The 18815-nt window shown below is 36.8% G+C and carries 15 protein-coding genes and 1 riboswitch; all 15 genes read right to left on the minus strand.

From position 1 onward, the window contains the following. Window positions 1-14: 14 nt before the first annotated feature. The gene (locus B3D98_RS00670) at window positions 15-1340 is read right to left on the minus strand and encodes a nucleotide sugar dehydrogenase (RefSeq protein ID WP_288579740.1); all 1326 of its coding nucleotides are present in this window, start codon (window positions 1338-1340) and stop codon (window positions 15-17) included. 468 nt (window positions 1341-1808) lie between these two features. Further along, the gene (locus B3D98_RS00675) at window positions 1809-4988 is read right to left on the minus strand and encodes a hypothetical protein (RefSeq protein ID WP_288579741.1); all 3180 of its coding nucleotides are present in this window, start codon (window positions 4986-4988) and stop codon (window positions 1809-1811) included. Then, the gene (locus tag B3D98_RS00680) at window positions 4985-6406 is read right to left on the minus strand and encodes a glycosyltransferase family 2 protein (protein WP_054549456.1); all 1422 of its coding nucleotides are present in this window, start codon (window positions 6404-6406) and stop codon (window positions 4985-4987) included. Before B3D98_RS00680 ends, B3D98_RS00675 begins: the two co-directional genes overlap by 4 nt. Next, a complete protein-coding gene (locus B3D98_RS00685) occupies window positions 6407-7450 on the minus strand; it encodes a HEAT repeat domain-containing protein (protein WP_054549457.1) in 1044 nt (347 codons plus the stop codon). Further along, a complete protein-coding gene (locus tag B3D98_RS00690) occupies window positions 7447-8319 on the minus strand; it encodes a response regulator (protein WP_054549458.1) in 873 nt (290 codons plus the stop codon). The genes B3D98_RS00685 and B3D98_RS00690 overlap by 4 nt, the downstream gene beginning before the upstream one ends. 213 nt (window positions 8320-8532) lie before the next feature. After that, window positions 8533-9384, minus strand: coding sequence for a MetQ/NlpA family ABC transporter substrate-binding protein (locus tag B3D98_RS00695; RefSeq protein WP_054549459.1), 852 nt, complete (start codon window positions 9382-9384; stop codon window positions 8533-8535). Window positions 9385-9452: 68 nt separating this feature from the next. Next, window positions 9453-10121 carry a methionine ABC transporter permease gene (locus B3D98_RS00700; RefSeq protein ID WP_004228234.1) on the minus strand — a complete coding sequence of 223 codons (669 nt, stop codon included), beginning with the start codon at window positions 10119-10121 and terminating at the stop codon, window positions 9453-9455. Further along, window positions 10111-11139 carry a methionine ABC transporter ATP-binding protein gene (locus B3D98_RS00705; protein ID WP_288579875.1) on the minus strand — a complete coding sequence of 343 codons (1029 nt, stop codon included), beginning with the start codon at window positions 11137-11139 and terminating at the stop codon, window positions 10111-10113. The genes B3D98_RS00700 and B3D98_RS00705 overlap by 11 nt, the downstream gene beginning before the upstream one ends. A gap of 82 nt (window positions 11140-11221) precedes the next feature. Further along, a riboswitch (SAM riboswitch) is annotated at window positions 11222-11325 on the minus strand. A 56-nt stretch (window positions 11326-11381) separates the two neighbouring features. Further along, window positions 11382-11693, minus strand: a complete 312-nt coding sequence (locus B3D98_RS00710) for a thioredoxin family protein (protein WP_054549461.1) — start codon at window positions 11691-11693, stop codon at window positions 11382-11384. A 14-nt stretch (window positions 11694-11707) separates the two neighbouring features. Then, window positions 11708-12049 carry a hypothetical protein gene (locus B3D98_RS00715; RefSeq protein WP_004228229.1) on the minus strand — a complete coding sequence of 114 codons (342 nt, stop codon included), beginning with the start codon at window positions 12047-12049 and terminating at the stop codon, window positions 11708-11710. A gap of 91 nt (window positions 12050-12140) precedes the next feature. Then, on the minus strand, window positions 12141-12521 hold the full coding sequence (gene gcvH / locus B3D98_RS00720; protein WP_004228227.1) for a glycine cleavage system protein GcvH: 381 nt from the start codon (window positions 12519-12521) through the stop codon (window positions 12141-12143). Window positions 12522-12602: 81 nt separating this feature from the next. After that, window positions 12603-12959, minus strand: coding sequence for an arsenate reductase family protein (locus B3D98_RS00725; RefSeq protein ID WP_004228225.1), 357 nt, complete (start codon window positions 12957-12959; stop codon window positions 12603-12605). 184 nt (window positions 12960-13143) lie between these two features. Beyond that, window positions 13144-14928 (minus strand): acyl-CoA dehydrogenase family protein, encoded by a 1785-nt coding sequence (locus tag B3D98_RS00730; protein WP_054549463.1) that lies wholly within the window; start codon window positions 14926-14928, stop codon window positions 13144-13146. A gap of 126 nt (window positions 14929-15054) precedes the next feature. Continuing rightward, entirely contained in the window at window positions 15055-16227 is a 1173-nt protein-coding gene (locus B3D98_RS00735) for an acetyl-CoA C-acetyltransferase (RefSeq protein WP_054549464.1), read from the minus strand. Window positions 16228-16276: 49 nt separating this feature from the next. Further along, a complete protein-coding gene (locus B3D98_RS00740) occupies window positions 16277-18661 on the minus strand; it encodes a 3-hydroxyacyl-CoA dehydrogenase/enoyl-CoA hydratase family protein (RefSeq protein ID WP_288579742.1) in 2385 nt (794 codons plus the stop codon). Between the last annotated feature and the right edge of the window lie 154 nt (window positions 18662-18815).

Consider the following 18815-nt stretch of genomic DNA (forward strand, 5'->3'; position numbering starts at 1 on the left):
CTATGAATTCCCCCTTATAGTTTGTAATAATTTTTATTTTCGAACAAAAAATGGGTATTACGTGTATCAAAAATTAAAGAAGCTTGTTGATCAATTAAAGAGTAATCAATAGTTGAATGATTCGTTAAAATTAATACTGCATCTGCTTGTTGGATTATTGGTGCGGTTAATGCAACCGTATTGAAATGGGATTGTTCGATAGAAAATGTTTGTATATAAGGATCAATGATCGTTAATTGGCATTGTTTATCTAGTAGTTGCTGAATAACATGAAGTGCTGGTGATTCACGTGAATCGTTTATATTAGGTTTATAAGTGACACCAATGACAACAATATTGGCTCTATACAGCTCTTTATTTTGAATACGTAAGTAATTACTTAATCTCTCTACTACAAAGTTGGGCATTGAGTCATTGATTTTATCAGCTGCTTCAATTAACGTTGCAGAGATACCATGTTGTTGCCCAGCCCATAGTAGATATTTAGGATCTACTGGAATACAATGCCCCCCCACTCCTGGCCCTGGTGTAAATGGCATAAAACCATAAGGCTTTGTAGAAGCTGCATCAATAACTTCCCAAATATCAATGTTCATCTTATAGCAAATCTGACTTAACTCGTTTACAAGGGCTATGTTAATTTGGCGAAAAGTATTTTCCAGTAATTTCTCCATTTCAGCCACTCTAGGGCTTGTCACAGTACACACATGGGTATGAAGAACTGTTTCATAAAAAATCTTTGATAATTCTAGGCATGTGGCTGTTATTCCCCCAATAACTTTTGGTGTATTCGACACGGAAAAGTTGCTATTTCCTGGATCAACACGTTCTGGTGAATACGCTAAAAACAAATCATGACCAATAGTAAAACCATATTTTTGTAAAATAGGCTGGACCATTTCTTCTGTTGTCCCAGGGTAAGTCGTACTTTCAAGAATAACTAGCACATTGGCGTTAATATTTTGACCGATGGCATGCGTTGCTTCTTCGATATATGAAATATTAGGTGTTCCATCAGGAGTAGTAGGTGTAGGTACACAAATAATCACAACGTCTGCTTGTGAAAGCATAGAAAAATCTTTAGTTGCTTCAAAATGTTTACTTTCGATCATTTGCTCTATATTTTCTCTCGGTAAATCAGCAATATAACTTTCACCATTTTGCAATTGTCTAATTTTTCCTTGATTCTTATCAAAGCCAACTACCTTAAATCCATTTTGAGCCATTTCCACGGCAAACGGTAAACCTACATAGCCAAGTCCAATCACTCCAATTGTTGCTTTTTTTGTTTGGATTTTTTTCAATAAAGCTGTACTTAGTGATTTCGTTTCGCTCGTCATTAAAATTACTCCTTTATTTAATCTGTATTTTCATTGTTTTTTCTTTTTTTAATTGAGGAACGCATTCCATAAAGCAATGGTTCAATTCTCGTCATCTTTTGTAAAAACCCCCTTCAACATTCAAACTTACACAGGACTCTTTAGTCGAAATAGATCAGTAGGATTACACATCACTCAAAATAAGTTTATTAACGTTTATATAGTACTAATTGAAGCTAAACAATTTCTAAACAATTACACCCAAGGTAATAAAAACCTATTCCTATAAAAAACAAATCAAATTTTCATTATAAAAACGTCTATTTACGACGTTTTTTATATTAACCATTAACTGTAATTTTTTTTGTTTAGAAAAATTTTTCTTTCTACAATTCTAAAAATCCCCTTAAGCCTCGGTTGTCCACCGACACTTAAGGGGATTGGTAAATAAAAAAGAACTAAGGGCAGAACAATCTACCCTTAGCTCCTTTAATATGCTTTAAATAATTTTTGTAAAATATAATAGGATTGTTTTAAGCGCTCTTCATATTTTGGTACTTGCCATGTTTCCCATGTATAAGTAGAGAGTGGTGGTAAAACACCATTAGAAGCTGCTGGCATAGATTGAACAACGTTGTTCTCTTTATCTACAAATAAAGCACCAATATAAATATTGTCTACTTTAACCGCCGCTTTATCGCCATCTTTATACAGGTTACCTATAAACTCACGCTGACTCGGATCTTTAGCTTGAATCAATAACCAAGGGATGCGAAGTTCGATAACATTGTCATCGGTCCAAGTATAATCAACTAAAGAATCATAATCTTTTGCTTCTGGATTAGCATTTCCTTGAAGTAATTTTCCTGTTTCGTAGATACTAAAATCAGTCGTTCTATTTTGCTCAGGTAAAAATAGTTGTTTATTTAACACATAGTAAATAGGGGCGAACTTTCCACTATTTTTCAAGGCATTTGCCATTCGGGGAGCAACTAAATTTAAACGGTGGCCATATAAATAATCATAGAAATCGTAGTATTCATCAATAACAACCCTAGATTGACCGTTTTTATTAAGCTCAACTATAAAATCAACACCATTGGAAAACGTCATATTTTTTATAGATGTAGCTGACGTATTTCCTTGACCTGGTACAACATCTAATAAAATGCGAGGGGAGGTATTGGCTAACTCCTCACTTTTTAATTTAATGTACAAATAGCGCTCATCATAGTCTACTGCAAAATCTGTTGGGTTGTTTGGTGCAGTATCATATAGCTGTTTACCCGTCCATTCCGTTGTCTCTCCATCTACTTTTACCTTAAGTCTATCGAAGCTTAATAATCCAAACTGTTGCTCATTTGTTTGAGCATTGGACCAAAATGGTCGACGATTCGGATCATCATAATCCATCGTATTCCACGTTCGTTTAAACCACTCATCTTGCCATGTAAAAACAAGTCCTCCCATGAGCCCCTCATGCATAATATCCTCAAATAAATGTTGAAGTGTTTCTCCCTGTGCTTGCTCTGACATTTGCCCCTGATTCCAACCATATACATTATCATGTGTTTTACCACGTGATGCTGGGATACCAAATTCCGCAATAAGAACAGGCATAGTATGAGCTTCATGGAGCTCTTTTAAATAACCTGCATAGCTATTTTTGTTCCCTCGGAAATCGACATAATTTAAATAATCTTTATCGAAATTAAAGAAGTCAGGGTAATAAGGATACACATGATAGGAAGCAAATTGTCCTGGTGCGGTCATCTCTCCTTTTGTATAAATAACATTTGGATTGACCCCTACTAAATCTTCCTCCTCTGATGGCTCTGACGGATGTTCAAGAATGTCAGTTGTGACCCAGTTCGTGAAACTCATTGGACGTAGCCAGTTATATTTTTCCTTTTCATAAACTGACACCACATCCATTTGTTCTGCTAGCCAATGCTCAAACGGAGAGGCACCCTTTGTTTCAAAAAAAGTACCGTTGTATTGACCAATATTTGCATGTTTTTCATTCGTTCCCACAACCATGTGTGGATACCATTCAATTCCTAGTACCCATCCTATAACATATTTCGATACGTCTACATCATACAAGCCAGATGCATGTCCTGGGCGAGGCTCCACATAGATATTTCCATGAATGACATCTACCATTTGTTTCATTTCTAATTGGAAATCTTCTAACGTATCTTTATCATAGGCGTCCAATGAACCTGCTAAGCCCTCTTCATTAATCCAAACTCCATGTAAAACATATAATGGTTTTTTTGGATGTTCTTCATTATATTTAGCAAGTGCTCTATAAAAGCCTGGTGGATGTAATGTATAGACTCGTATCGTATTAGCATTCATGTCTGCTATTTGTTTAAACCATCGATAATATTCCTCTTCAGTAATTGCTGCTTCTCCAGGAAAGGCGCCAGGTTTCCCCATTCCGATATTGACACCCTTAAATACGATTGGTTCCCATTTGCTATCTCTTAGCACCTCAAAAGATTGTCCCTGAATCCTTGCATTATAGTTTAATTTCTCATGATTTACAGTATCCTGAACCTCTTTGTGCTCAAATGAATCAAATATTTTATGCATTACTGGGATGTAAATGGACCAATAAAACGAACTGTCCGCATACTTCTCAGCATATTTATAGATTGTAGGTAACCCTTTTATTTTATAAATATTCGGTACCCGTGCGATATCATTAAAATCTCCCGCAAAATAATAACTAGATGTGTAGCTTTTATCTTGGCCTACAATTGCTGCAAATTGTTCTGGAATGCCATTATCCTTTAACAGCTCTGTTCCTTTTTTTGTTAAATCCCATTTATAATTTGCAAGAGCATCTTCAGCATATTTAGGTGTAATAATATCAAACCAATAATCGTATTGCGCCCTTGCAGATGAATGAAAGAATTTTTTCCCATTTTCAGTAAACTGCACTTGAATACCTTCAGATTTAACATGCTTGTTCATTTCTAGAACAAGAAGCTCCTCAGTTATTTCGTTAAATAGTAAAAAGCCTCCACCTTTATATGACCAATTATCGCCATGTTCATCGATCACCCATTGTGGTATTTCTAAATTTTTATGATAATCAAGCTCATCGAAATAACGCCCGATCCAGCCAGACCATGTGATTCCTAAATAATCCTGTAATTCTTTACGAACTTCCCCTGATGTTGGTGAAGCAAACGTGTTATACTCAGCTATTAACATACTCTTTTTTTTGCTGGCTAAGCGTTCGACGATTGCCTGCCATTCTTTTTGTTCAAGTCCCCCAACAATTTTTTCTGAACGTTCACCTAAACGTTTTGTTTGTTGTAAATCATCTTTATAAACTCCGTACGTATCTGCCAAATAAATGACATCATAGTCACTATAATCATTTGGCAAATTCTTTTCTACAACACTTTTAGTTTCATCATTTGGGACCGTACCATAATAATCGCGTTCTACGTCATAAGGTTCATTATTTAATCTATATTTATAATGGTTTAAAAACCAATTCACCCCTAAGTGCTCTCGGTAAGACTCATTCGGAACGGTTTTATCTATAATGGCCACATTAAGCTGTTTTTCATCTTCTAAGTACCACCATGTAATAGGGATTATCATGAGGACTAGTACGACCATAACCCCTATATAGATTCGTTTCATACACTTTTCTCCTTTTCAGCAATGCCGACACGTTTCATATTACCCCAGTCACTTTTTCTTAAGACAAAACGAAGTAATCCCTCACAGCGCCAGAATAATGTTAGTGGGCGATACCAAAAAATTTCTGTAAACGCTAAAAGAATCATGCGTAACAACTCTCTTTTTTTCGGATACGTATTCATACTCCACGATTCAAACAATATTGCCGCTATTGAAAAAATAACACCATAAATAACGAATAGTAGTAGCAGCATGAGTGCAACCTCATAATAAATTTTCCCTAAGAAAAAGGCTATGACAATATAAATATATCCTCCTAACTCGACAAGAGGCCCTAGACATTCCACTAGCCAAAAATACGGGAACGAAAGAAATCCAATCATTCCATATCTAGGATTCAAGGTCATTTTTTTATGCTTCCATAGACTTTCAAATAACCCTTGATGCCACCTTCTTCGTTGATTGCGTAGTACTCCTAATGTTTGAGGTGCTTCCGTCCAGCAAACTGGGTCAGGTACAAATTCAATACGCTTATTTTCTTTTTTTTCTTTTATAAGTCGATGGATATTCACCACCAGTTCCATATCTTCCCCAATAATATTGGTTGAATATCCACCTGCTTCAACAGCCCATTTTTTAGAGAAAACACTAAATGCTCCTGAAATAATAAGGACTAAATTGAATTTACTTAACGCTATTCGCCCCATTAAAAATGCCCGCAAATATTCGATTACTTGCATGATTACTAGGTAATTACTAGGTAATTGAGTCTCATAAATAGAGCCAAACTGCATCTTCGCGCCATTTGCAATACGTATATTACCACCTGCTGCAATGACCTCACCATCAGATAAAATGATAGGCTTCATTACCCGCAGCAAGGATTTTTCATCTAAAATGGAGTCCCCATCAATGGAGCAAAAATACGGATATTGAGATACATTAATACCCACATTTAGCGCATCAGCCTTACCACCATTTTCTTTATCTACTAAAATACAATTTTTATAGATTTCAGATTCATATATTTGTTTAATGTCTTTTGTAGGGATGTTAGTTCGAACAATTTTATTGATTGGCTTCATTTGAAAATGTTCGATGACCGTTTGAAGGGTTTGATCTGTAGATCCATCGTTAATAATGATAATTTCAGTTTGAGGATAACGTAAATTCAATAATGAATATACTGTATCTACAACTCCTACTTCTTCATTGTAAGCAGGAACAAGTAACGATACCGGTTTTGAATAAAAGGCATCGATATGTGCATCATCATACTCTGATAGATCGAGACGATAGCGTTTTCTTAAATCCAGCATAGCAATGATGAACATTGTACAATATGAAACAATAACGAACAGCATATAAAATAAAATAATGCCCCCAAAAAACATCATGCAATAATCAATTATTTTCATTTACTTCCCCTCTTTTCTCGCTGCAATTTCTTGGGCCATTTCAATTGCATATTGATCATTTGAGGATTCAATGAATTGCTGTAATTTGGCAATACCATGTCGATCTTCTACAATCGTTTTTGCCGCTTGGGAACGTACCCACCAATTCTCATCTTGAAGAAGCTGCTCTAAATAACTATAAGTGTAAGTAAGCGGTACATGCTTAAAAATTTTGGCAACCATTAACCTGGCTTCCCACATTTCAGAAGTCACAAAAGGGACAAAGGAATCCATCTCATCAATAATTCCTATTTCATATAGCCCTTTTAATGCTCTGATGTTAATTTCCGGTGTATCATGGTGTAATAATTTTTTTAATTCATCTAAATACTCCATATTTCTTTTTACAGCAGCAGTATCAATAACAGCAAATTGCATTTTGGCCGACAAACTATTAAAATCATGGAAAAATCGAATAAATACATTATCATCTAATAATATAAATAGTCTTCTATATTCACTTTCAGCGTAATTTACATTGGAATTTTTTATTTTCTCCATAAATAAATCTGGTTGGAAAAGCGAGTATATTTTCAATAACTGGAAATGTTCTTCATCTGTAATGTTATTTTTTTCGAATTCTTGGCACTTCGTTAACAATTCATCTATTTGTAAGTCTGCAATTCGATAGAGGGCATTCATTCGAATACTCCATCGTTTACTGGATAAATCTTTTTCGTAGAATGCTTTTAAATATTGATTGGAGAATTGTTTAATTTTTAGTTCCACCTGTTCATTCCTTATATTCTTTAAATAGGATGAAAAAATTTTTTCAATAGCTTCTACTTGGGCGCTTCCTCTAGGTACCAATACGATACTAAATAATGCGTTATTGAATAAGTAATCATACCAAAATTGAGAATAATTTTGTAAATAACGGTCACGAACTTTTTCAAAATAGCTTTCACGCTGTCGCTGAACAAGTAAATACATAAAAAAGATAAAGAGCACAACTAATAAAAAGGAAATTATCACCAAAATTGTCGAAACAGTCAGCTTGATCATTGCCAAAACCTCGCAAACGTTCTTTTAATTTTGGCTTCTAGCAAACGTAAATTAAATGGTTTGACAATATATTCATCAACACCGCCCTCATAAGCATTAAGCGCTGCCCCTTCAGAATTGCGTTCTGACATCATATAAATAATAAATTTCTTTTCATTTGGCATATGTCGTAAGATATGCAATATTTCTAAGCCATTTTTCAGAGGTAAAATATCATTCATAAGAATTAGATGCATATGCCCTGATTTATAATCATCCGATTGCAAAAAGCTATAGCCATCCTCATAAACCTTTACATCTAAAGAAAAATAAGGGATATTTATTTGCTTAAGCGTTGACTCTAATACTTGTCTAAAAATGGCGTTTTGCTCAATAATACTAACTTTCACTAATTCAGTTGGTTGCTCACAGTAATCCTTTACCTCTGCTATACTCCATGTTAATTGCTCATCCCCTGATAACATCTGTTTATTTTTATTTAACAGCTCTTCAAAAATAACGTTATTATTTCTTATTTCTGTTATAGAGGCCTTTAATGCAATCTGTTGGAACTTCCGTTCTGCTTTTAAGATGGCAAATATTCGTTTTAAAAACGCCCTAGCTTCTACATCACTACTTTGTAAAAAGAAGATGCCCCAATGATCCCCGTCGGATAATTGAAAAAGCAAGTCTGTCTTGCGTATTTTTGATTGTAAAAACGAGGTAACTTGATCATTCACATTTTCATTCAGTTGTGTAGCATTAGCTGTTTTTAAAAAGACTGCTGTTATAGTAAGGCGTGATCTAATAACACTTTCTCGCCATATTTTAAAGTAGCGCTCTACTTCATGTTCTTGCATGATGTCATGGGTGAATTTTATATCATTCATTAGAATCACTCCATCTAGTTTTTTCTTATTATTACTTTCTATCATTTATTTCATAGATTAACAACATTACTATAGTAATAAATATGACTAAACAATATCTAAACATAAATAGACGTCATAAAAAATACATAGTTTCTCATCAATTTAACTACAAATAAAAAAAGAGTACATAAGTCGTTGAACTTATGTACCCTTTTATAAAATTTTTAATTCTTATTTTACCGGTACTACTGCACCTTTCCACTCTTCTAAAATGAAGTCTTGGATTTCTTTAGATGTTAATACTTCTAATAATTTTTTAATTTCAGGTTTTGATTCATCACCTGCACGTACAGCGATGATGTTAACATATGGAGATTCTTTATCTTCAAGAGAAATAGCATCTTCAATTGGGTTTAAACCGTTATCGATGGCAAAGTTAGAATTGATAAGTACTGCATCGCCTTCATCGTTTTCGTACATTTGTACAAGCATTTCTGGGGCAGTATTTGCATCGAATTTAAAGTTTTTAGGATTTTCTTCAATATCCTTTAATTCTGCTGCTGTTTTATCAATGCCTTCTTTTAATTTGATTAAGCCTTTAGCCTCTAACAATGACAGCATACGACCATGGTCAGATACTGAGTTAGAAAGTAAAATTGTTGCGCCTTCAGGCAGGTCTTCTAACGTTTTATATTTTTTAGAGTAAATACCGATTGGTTCAATATGAACGCCACCTGCATTAACGAAATCATAGCCATTGTCTTTAATTTGTAGCTCTAAGTAAGGAATGTGTTGGAAATAGTTTGCATCAAGTGTTTTTGAGTCTAAATCTTGGTTTGGTAGAACATAATCTGTATATGTTTCAATTTCAAGGTCTATGCCTTCTTTAGCTAAGATCGGTTTTGCTTTTTCTAAAATAACTGCGTGTGGTGTATTAGAAGCACCTACTTTTAATGTTACGTTTTCTTTGCTATCTGTTTGATCGCCAGATGCTGATTTTTCATCTTCTTTTTTATCTGTACCGCAAGCTGCTAATGCTAGTACAAGTATTGATAAAAATAATCCTGCTAATAACTTTTTCATTTATGACACTCCCTTTTATTTGTTTAAAATATGTTAGCGGTAAAAACCGGAATAACCACTTTTTCTTGCTAGCGTTTATCAATTTTCTCGGTAATTAAATCACCAATCCATTGAATAATAAATACGACTACTAAGATCAAAATAGTTGCCATTAATGTCACATCTTGGCGATTTCGCTGGAAGCCGTCTAAGAAAGCTAAGTTACCAAGACCACCTGCACCAATAATTCCTGCCATCGCTGTATAACCTACAAGAGCAACAGCCGTTACAGTGATACCAGAAATTAAAGCTGGTAATGATTCTGGAACCAATACTTTCCAAATAATTGTAGAAGTTTTTGCTCCCATTGAACGGGCTGCTTCAATCACACCTTTATCAATTTCACGTAACGCAATTAATACCATACGAGCATAAAACGGTGCTGCACCGATAATTAAAGCAGGTAACGCCGCATTGGCACCGCGAATTGTACCTAGTAAAAATTTCGTAAATGGAATTAATAAAATAATTAATACGATAAATGGAATGGAACGGAAAATATTAACGAGTGATCCTGTTAAAAAGTTAACGATTTTATTTGCCCATAACTGATTGGGGCTAGTTAGAAATAGAACAATACCAATGACTAACCCAAGAATAAATGTCACAACCGTTGATATAGCTGTCATGTATAAAGTTTCATAGGTAGCTTGCCACATATTTTCCCAGTCTACATTCGGAAAGAGATTAGTTAGCATTTTCAATCACCTCCGTCTGTACTTCCACTATATTTAAATAACGAAGGGCTTCAGTGACGTTTGTCTGAGAGCCATCAATTTGCACAATCAATGTACCATATGCACCATTTTTTGTTTGCGAAATATTTCCGTGAACAATACTTACTTCTACATCAAATTGTTTCACAAGATGTGAGATGACAGGCTGTTCTGTTTTTTCACCAACAAAAATCAATTTGACAAGTTGTCCAGTTGGATAGTTTGTTTTAATTTGTGCTACCGTATCCTGTGTTTCCTTAGTGTCTGTAATTTGAGATACAAACTTCTTAGTAATAGCCGCCTGTGGGGCTTGGAAGACTTGTAATACCTCACCACGTTCCACAATTTCGCCTGCCTCCATCACCGCTACACGATGACAAATTTTGCGGATGACATGCATTTCGTGGGTAATCAGGACGATTGTTAAGCCTAAGCGTTCATTTATATCTACGAGTAAATCAAGAATGGCATCCGTTGTTTCAGGGTCGAGTGCGGATGTCGCCTCATCACATAGTAAAACCTCTGGATTATTCGCTAATGCACGTGCAATTCCTACACGCTGCTTTTGTCCCCCAGACAGCTGGGATGGATATGCCTTATCGCGCCCTTCTAAGCCTACAAGGGCAATTAATTCCTTCACACGCGCTTCACGTTGAGCCTTTGGGAAGCCTGCGATTTCTAAAGGGAATGCAATATTTTCGGCAACTGTTCTTGACCAAAGTAAATTAAAATGCTGGAAAATCATACTTACCTTTTGTCTAGCTGCTCTAAGTTTTTGCCCTTTTATCGATGAAAATTCTTGATTGTTCACCGTTACTGTTCCTGCTGTCGGTTTCTCTAAACCGTTTAATAAACGAATCATGGTACTTTTACCAGCACCACTATAGCCGATAATGCCAAAAATTTCACCTTTATTAATAGTAAGGTTGACGTCTTTGACTGCCGTTAATTCGCCATTTGCTGTTTTGTATTTCTTTGTAATATTTTGAAGCTGGATCATAGCGAATACTCCTTTTCTCATATAGAAAACCCCTTCACTCACAGACAAGTAGAAGGGGTCACGTATGATACGTTAAACCGTTCTCTCATCTTTCAAAGAAAAATCTTTGGGTGATTTGGCACCTTTTCACATTGTGATGGTTGCCGGGCTTCATAGGGCACTTCCCTCCGCCACTCTTCATAAGAGTTCGATATATTTAATGTTTTAGTAACATATTTGATACTTTACCACGCTAGTAAAGTTCAGTCAATTGATTTTTTTAACAATTCATATAAAAATGGTACGGATTGAAAAGCATAAATCTTTTCTGTCACTTTTCCGCCATCACTGATGAGTAGACATGGAACACTTTCAATTTGATGCTCATAAGCTATGTGTTCCAAAAAGTTGATATTTGCTTTACCAATTTGTAGCTGTGGCAGTAATTGCTCAATAATGGACATCATTTTAGATGCCACTGCACACGTTCCACACATCGGTGTATATAAATAAAATGCAGTTTTCTCTCCCGACTGTTTAGCCGCTTCCCACTGCTCTATTGACCATTCTTCCATTTACTCACGCAACCTTACAAAATATATTCATTATGGATTGAAAAATGTGCACGCAGTAAGATCATTGCTAGCACTTTTCTTGGTGTCGTTTCTACTTCCTTGTATGTTGGCATTGTGCGCAGATGCTCAGCCTCTGGATAATGTCTGTCCATTAATGCACGTAGCTTATCACCAGAAGTATCTGCATCAAAAAAAGTAAATAGCTCACAGCCCTCATAGGGATCCAGTAGTTCTTCTAATTGATGCACACCAATTGTACCATTCGTACATAGTATTGTAACATTCTCATTCAAAATAGGCTCAATTTGTAGCTTATCTGAGCGCCCTTCTACTATCAAGCATTTTCCCTCGAACATTACGCCACCTCCATTTAGAGATCCCCACTTATAAGTCATTATATAACAAAAAACGCCGGTAGTTTCCGACGTTTTTCGATTATGGCTTGTCTTATTCAGCGATCATTTCTTCGTATTGCTCTGCTGTCATTAGTTTCTCAACTTCTGATGCGTCAGCAGGCTCAACAACGATCATCCATGCTTTTTCATATGGTGATTCATTAACGAATTCTGGGCTATCTTCTAAATCTGCATTTACTTCAACTACAGTACCTGAGATTGGTGCATATAATTCAGAAACAGTTTTTACTGATTCTACGCTACCGAATGGATCATCTGTTTTGATTTCGTCGCCAACTTGTGGAAGCTCAACGAATACGATATCTCCTAATTCAGATTGTGCGAAGTGAGTAATACCAATACGTACTTTTCCATCTTCTACTTTTACCCATTCATGTTCTTCAGAGTATCGTAAGTCTTTAGGTGTGCTCATGCAAAAAACCCCTCCATAAATATGTAATATATTCACTTTCAGTGTGCCATACTTCTCCTATAAATACAAGGTTTAATACGGTTATTTCCAAGCTTGCTCAAAATCTACTTCTTTAAAACCTAAAGTAACTTTTTTTCCATCTGTCACGATGGGACGTTTAATTAACATGCCATCTGAAGCAAGTAGCTCAAGCTGCTCATCCTCCGTCATTTCCGCTAACTTGTCCTTTAAGCCAAGCTCACGATATTTCATGCCTGAGGTATTAAAAAATTTCTTCAAAGGCTGTCCACTAGCTTGCCAAATAGCTGTTAGTTCTTCTTTAGTGGGAGGTTGCTCTGCGATATGTACCTCTTCATAGGAAACCTCATGCTCATTTAACCACTTCTGTGCCTTTTTACATGTTGTACATTTCGGATAATGGAAAAATTGAATCGTCATTACAATGCTCCTCTTCTGTCTTTTTCTGTAGTATACCATCATAGTTGTTTTCAATGGTGAACTTCACTTTTTTTTGTAAGTTTATCCACCAGTTGTGCAAATTTATCCGCTCCTTTTACGATTATCCATCTCATATAAAAAAACCTAGCTATCTTTTGCAGATAGCTAGGTTAAATTTGCACTATTATACAATATATTTTTCAGCATCAATTAATTTAACGGAAGCCTCACGCTTCTTCGCAATTAAATTGTATGGATTATTACGCGTTAGCTTACGCAGTGCAGATAATGTCATACGGGCTGCATCGCCATCCGCTGAAGCAAGAATTGTGTCTTTTGCTTCTTTTTCGATTTCTGCGAATGCTTCTTGGCTGAAAATTTGTGTGTATAGCAATTTTTGATGTGCTTTTTCAGCACCGTCACGAGCAATTGCTTTTTCTGTACGTAAGACAGCTGATTCCATTGCAAATAATTGGTTAGCTATATTCGCAATGTTTACCAATACTTCTTGCTCTTGATCAAGCTTTGCACCAAAGCGTTGTGCTGCTAATCCTGCAGCTAATACAGCAATCTTCTTGGCATTTTTCACTAAATATTTTTCTTGTGCTAACGGCTCTGTACCGATATCCTCTGGCATTAGCATAAGCAGCTCTTGCTGTAAATTTTGGGCAACTTGTAATAATGGTAGCTCACCCTTTAGCGCCTTTTTCATAAATGTGCCAGGTACAATCATGCGGTTAATTTCGTTTGTACCTTCAAAAATTCGATTAATACGAGAATCACGGTAAATACGCTCTACCTCATATTCAGCCATAAAGCCATAACCGCCATGAAGTTGGACAGCTTCGTCAGCAATATAGTCTAAAGTTTCTGAACCGAATACTTTAGCAATAGAGCATTCAATGGCATATTCAGCAATCGCTCCTGCAATTACTTTACCTTGCTTTTGCTCTTCTAGGCTTAATTGGCTTAAGCGATCCTCAAATAGGCCCACAGTACGATAGTTTAATGATTCTGAAGCATACAATTGAGAAGCCATCGTTGATAATTTTTCTTTTGTCAGATTGAAATCAGAAAGCTTTGTCTTAAACTGCTGACGTTGGTTTGTATACTGAATAGCTAACTCCAATGCACGTTTCGATCCGCCAATTGTGCCCACGCCTAGTTTATATCGACCAATGTTTAAAATATTGAACGCAATGATATGCCCACGACCAATTTCGCCTAATAGATTTTCTACAGGTACTTCCGCATCTTCCAATACTAATGTACGAGTTGATGATGATTTAATCCCCATTTTCTTTTCTTCAGGACCAACTGAAACACCATTGTAGGCACGTTCTACGATAAAGGCGGAGAATTTATCGCCATCAATTTTTGCGTAGACCACAAATACATCAGCAAAGCCTGCATTCGTAATCCACTGTTTTTCACCATTTAAAATATAATGTGTGCCAGCTTCGTTTAATTTTGCAGTCGTTTTTGCACCTAGAGCATCTGAACCTGAACCTGGCTCTGTTAATGCATAGGCAGCGATTAATTCACCTGAAGCAAGCTTAGGTAAATATTTTCTCTTTTGATCTTCATTACCGAATAGAACAATTGGTAATGACCCAATACCAACGTGAGCACCATGTGTGATAGAGAAACCACCTGCAACAGACATTTTTTCAGCGATTAAAGCTGAAGAAACTTTGTCTAATCCTAGCCCTTCGTATTCTTCAGGCACATCTGCTCCAAGTAAGCCTAATTCGCCTGCACTTTTTAGGAGACGCACTGAATGCTCAAATTCATGGTGCTCTAAATTTTCCACTACTGGTAAAACTTCATTTGTAACGTATTCCTCTGTTGTTTTAGCAATCATTTTATGCTCGTCAGTGAAATCTTCCGGTGTAAATACACGATCTAATTCCACATCTTCAATAAGAAATCCGCCGCCTTTAATGAAATCAGTTGTTTTTTCAGTCATGATTAATTCCTCCCAATATATCTTTTTGTTAGTTGATTCCCCTAATGATCATGTATAGAAAAGCTTGACGTATACAATGTTCGGAGGCAACCGTAAACAGTACACCTCAAGCTGATCTAGCAAAAATTATAGAATTTCAAATACGCCAGCAGCACCCATGCCGCCACCAATACACATTGTCACTACACCATATTTCTTCCCTTGACGCTTCAATTCATGAATTAGCTTTAATGTTAAAATAGCTCCCGTTGCGCCTAGTGGATGACCTAATGCAATCGCTCCACCATTGACATTGACTTTCTCTTGGTCGATGCCTAAATGACGTACCACCTGTAATGACTGTGAAGCAAATGCTTCATTGATTTCCCATAAATCAATATCTTCGATGGATAAACCTGCAATTTCCAACGCTTTTGGTACTGCCACGATAGGCCCGATACCCATTACTTCAGGAGGTACACCGCCAACTGCAAAGCCTAGGAATTTTGCCATTGGTGTCAGTCCTTGCTTGTCAGCCTCTTCACGATCCATTACTAGTACAGCTGCTGCACCATCAGAAGTTTGAGAGGCATTGCCCGCCGTTACACTGCCTTTTACGTGGAAAGCTGGACGTAGTTTGGCTAAACCTTCAACTGATGTACCTGGACGTACACCTTCATCCATACTGAATGTGAATTTTTTCACTTGTGGTTTATTGTTATCGTCTACGTAATGCTGTTCCACTTCAATTGGTACAATTTCATCATTGAATTTACCTTCTTTAATTGCCTTTTCAGCAAGCTCATGCGAGCGAACAGCAAAAGCATCTTGGTCTTCACGACTAACATTATATTGACGAGCTACTTCCTCAGCTGTATGCCCCATGCCCATATAATACTGTGGAGCCGTTTCTGCTAAAGTCGGATTTAAACGTGGTGTATTCCCTACCATCGGCACCATACTCATGGATTCTACACCACCAGCAAGAATAGCCTTTGAGTGTCCTAGCATAATTCGCTCTGCTGCATAAGCAATTGCCTGTAAACCTGATGAGCAAAATCTATTGATTGTCAGAGCAGGCGTTGTATCTGGTAATCCAGCAAGTGCCCCAATACTACGTGCTACATTCATTCCTTGCTCTGCTTCTGGCATTGCACAGCCTAAAATTAAATCATCAATTGGCCCTTCATAGCCTGCTCTTTTCAATGTTTCCTTGACTACAACAGCACCAAAATCATCTGGTCTTACTGTTGCTAAAGAACCTTTTTTTGCTTTTCCAATTGGAGTTCGTGCTCCTGCTACAATAACGGCTTCACGCATCGTATTAATCCCCCTTTGTTTCATGTGCAAGATTGATCTATTTCGTCAATTAGTTACGAAGTGGTTTACCTTTTAACAGCATGTGTTGCATTCTCTGCTGTGATAGTGGATCAGCAACAAGACTAAGGAATGCCTCACGCTCTAAGTTCAATAAATATTGCTCATCGACTAATGTGCCGTACGGAACCTTTCCACCTGCAATAACATAAGCTAATTTTTTAGCAATTTTTAAATCATGTTCGCTAATAAAGCCTGACTCAAACATTCCTTGCGCACCGATGAGTAATGTACCATAGCCTGATGCACCGACCACTGGCACTTTTGTTGGTACAGGTGGTTGATAGCCCGCTTCGTAAAGTGCTAATGCCGCCTGCTTCGCATCATACAATTGATGATCTGGATTAACTGAAATACCATCCGCAAAGTTTAGGAAATTATTTTCACGTGCTTCCTCACCAGATGTTGAAACCTTCGCCATCGCAATTGTTTCAAATACTTTATTAGCAATATGTTGATAGTCTACCTCTACGCCGTTTGGTAAGCCCTTTAGGAATTTCTGATAGAGTGCTTTATTTCCGCCACCACCTGGGATTAATCCAACCCCTACTTCCACTAAGCCCATATATGTTTCCATTGTTGCTTGAATATGTGCAGCTGGTAAGCAAACCTCTGCTCCCCCGCCTAATGTCATGGCAAACGGTGCTGCTACAACAGGCTTACGTGAATATTTAATTTTCTGCATAGCATCTTGGAATGCTTTAATGACGAAATCTAGCTCAAATATATTATCATCCTGTGCTTCTACCAAAATCATTCCTAGATTTGCCCCAACACAGAAGTTTTTCCCCTGATTACCGATGACTAAGCCCTTATAGTTAGCCTCTACTTCATCTACCGCAAAGTTAATCATTTGAATAATATCCAAGCCGATTGCATTGGATTGCGAATGGAACTCCAGTAATGCAATTCCATCCCCTAAATCTATTAAACTAGCACCTGTGTTTGATTTAATCACACCATACTTTTTCTTATAACGTTTTAAATTAATCTCTTTTTCATTGACTGGCACTTTCACATATTGTGAACCATTATAGTAAGCTAAATCTCCGTCTAATTCTGTATAGAATGTCTCCACGCCATTTGCTAACATCTCTTTGACAAAAGCAGGTACCTCTCGGCCCTCAGCCTCCATTTTCGCCACAGAACCTTTTACGCCTATAGCATCCCAAATCTCAAATGGCCCTTGTTGCCAGCCGAATCCCCATTTCATCGCGTTATCAATGGCTACGATATCATCTGCAATCTCCCCATGTAGCTGTGCAGAATAAAGGAGCGTTGGTGCAAAAATCCCCCATAATAGCTCGCCTGTACGATCCTTTGCATAGGTTAACGCCTTCACTTTATTAGCCAATCCACGAGTTTGTTTTGCCATTTCAATAGAAGGTGTTTTTAATTTTTTGGCTGGACTATACGTTAAGGTTGCTGGATCAATCTCATGTATCTCTTTTCCTTGTTTTAAGAAGAAACCTTGACCTGATTTTGCTCCTAGCCAACCGTTTGTGACCATTTTTTGTAAAAATTCAGGTACTGCAAATACTTGCTGCTCTTCACCTGTTGTTTGATCGTAAACATTTTTCGCTACATGAATGAATGTATCTAAACCAACTACATCTAGCGTACGGAAAGTTGCAGACTTTGGACGGCCGATAAGCGGACCTGTTACAGAGTCTACCTCACCAACAGAGTAACCACCTTTTAACATTTCCTGTAAAGTGATAAGTAAACCATATGTTCCGATGCGGTTGGCAATAAAGTTTGGTGTATCTTTTGCAAGTACAACTCCTTTACCAAGCACATCTTCCCCAAACGTTTTCATGAAGCTAACTACTTCAGGTGCAGTTGTATTGGCAGGAATCACTTCTAATAATTTTAAATAGCGAGGTGGGTTGAAAAAATGTGTGCCAAGAAAATGCTTTTGAAAATCATCTGAACGTCCCTCTGCCATCGCATTAATGCTAATACCAGATGTATTTGAACTAATGATTGTTCCTGGTGAACGAACCGCATCAATTTTTTCATAAAGACTTTGTTTAATTGGTAAATTTTCTACAACAACCTCAATAATCCAATCTACATCTTTTAGTTTCCCTAGATCGTCTTCAAAGTTGCCAACTGATAGTAGTGATAAATTTTTCTTAGAAGTAAGTGGTGCTGGCTTTTGCTTTAATAACTTTTGCAAAGCTCCGTTTACAATACGATTTCTAACAGCTGGATGCTCTAAAGAAAGGCCTTTTGCTTCTTCCTCTTGCGTCAGTTCCTTCGGTGCTATATCCAATAGTAATGTTGGTATACCGATATTTGCTAAATGTGCTGCAATTCCAGAGCCCATCACCCCAGAACCTAGAACAGCTGCTTTTTTAATGTTGTAAGTCACAAGCAATTCCCCCTTATTCTCCCATTGAATGAATAGCCATTCATTTTTTGGCCAAAAAAATATCAAGTGTTCCTTAGTGAATTTTTTGTCCTTTTGTTGAATGAGATTCCCTCCACTCAACCAAGCACGACTAAGGTTTATCTTCGCTTCAAAA

Origin of the sequence: Lysinibacillus sp. UBA5994 (assembly GCF_002429725.1) — a bacterium.
GTDB lineage: Bacteria > Bacillota > Bacilli > Bacillales_A > Planococcaceae > Lysinibacillus > Lysinibacillus capsici.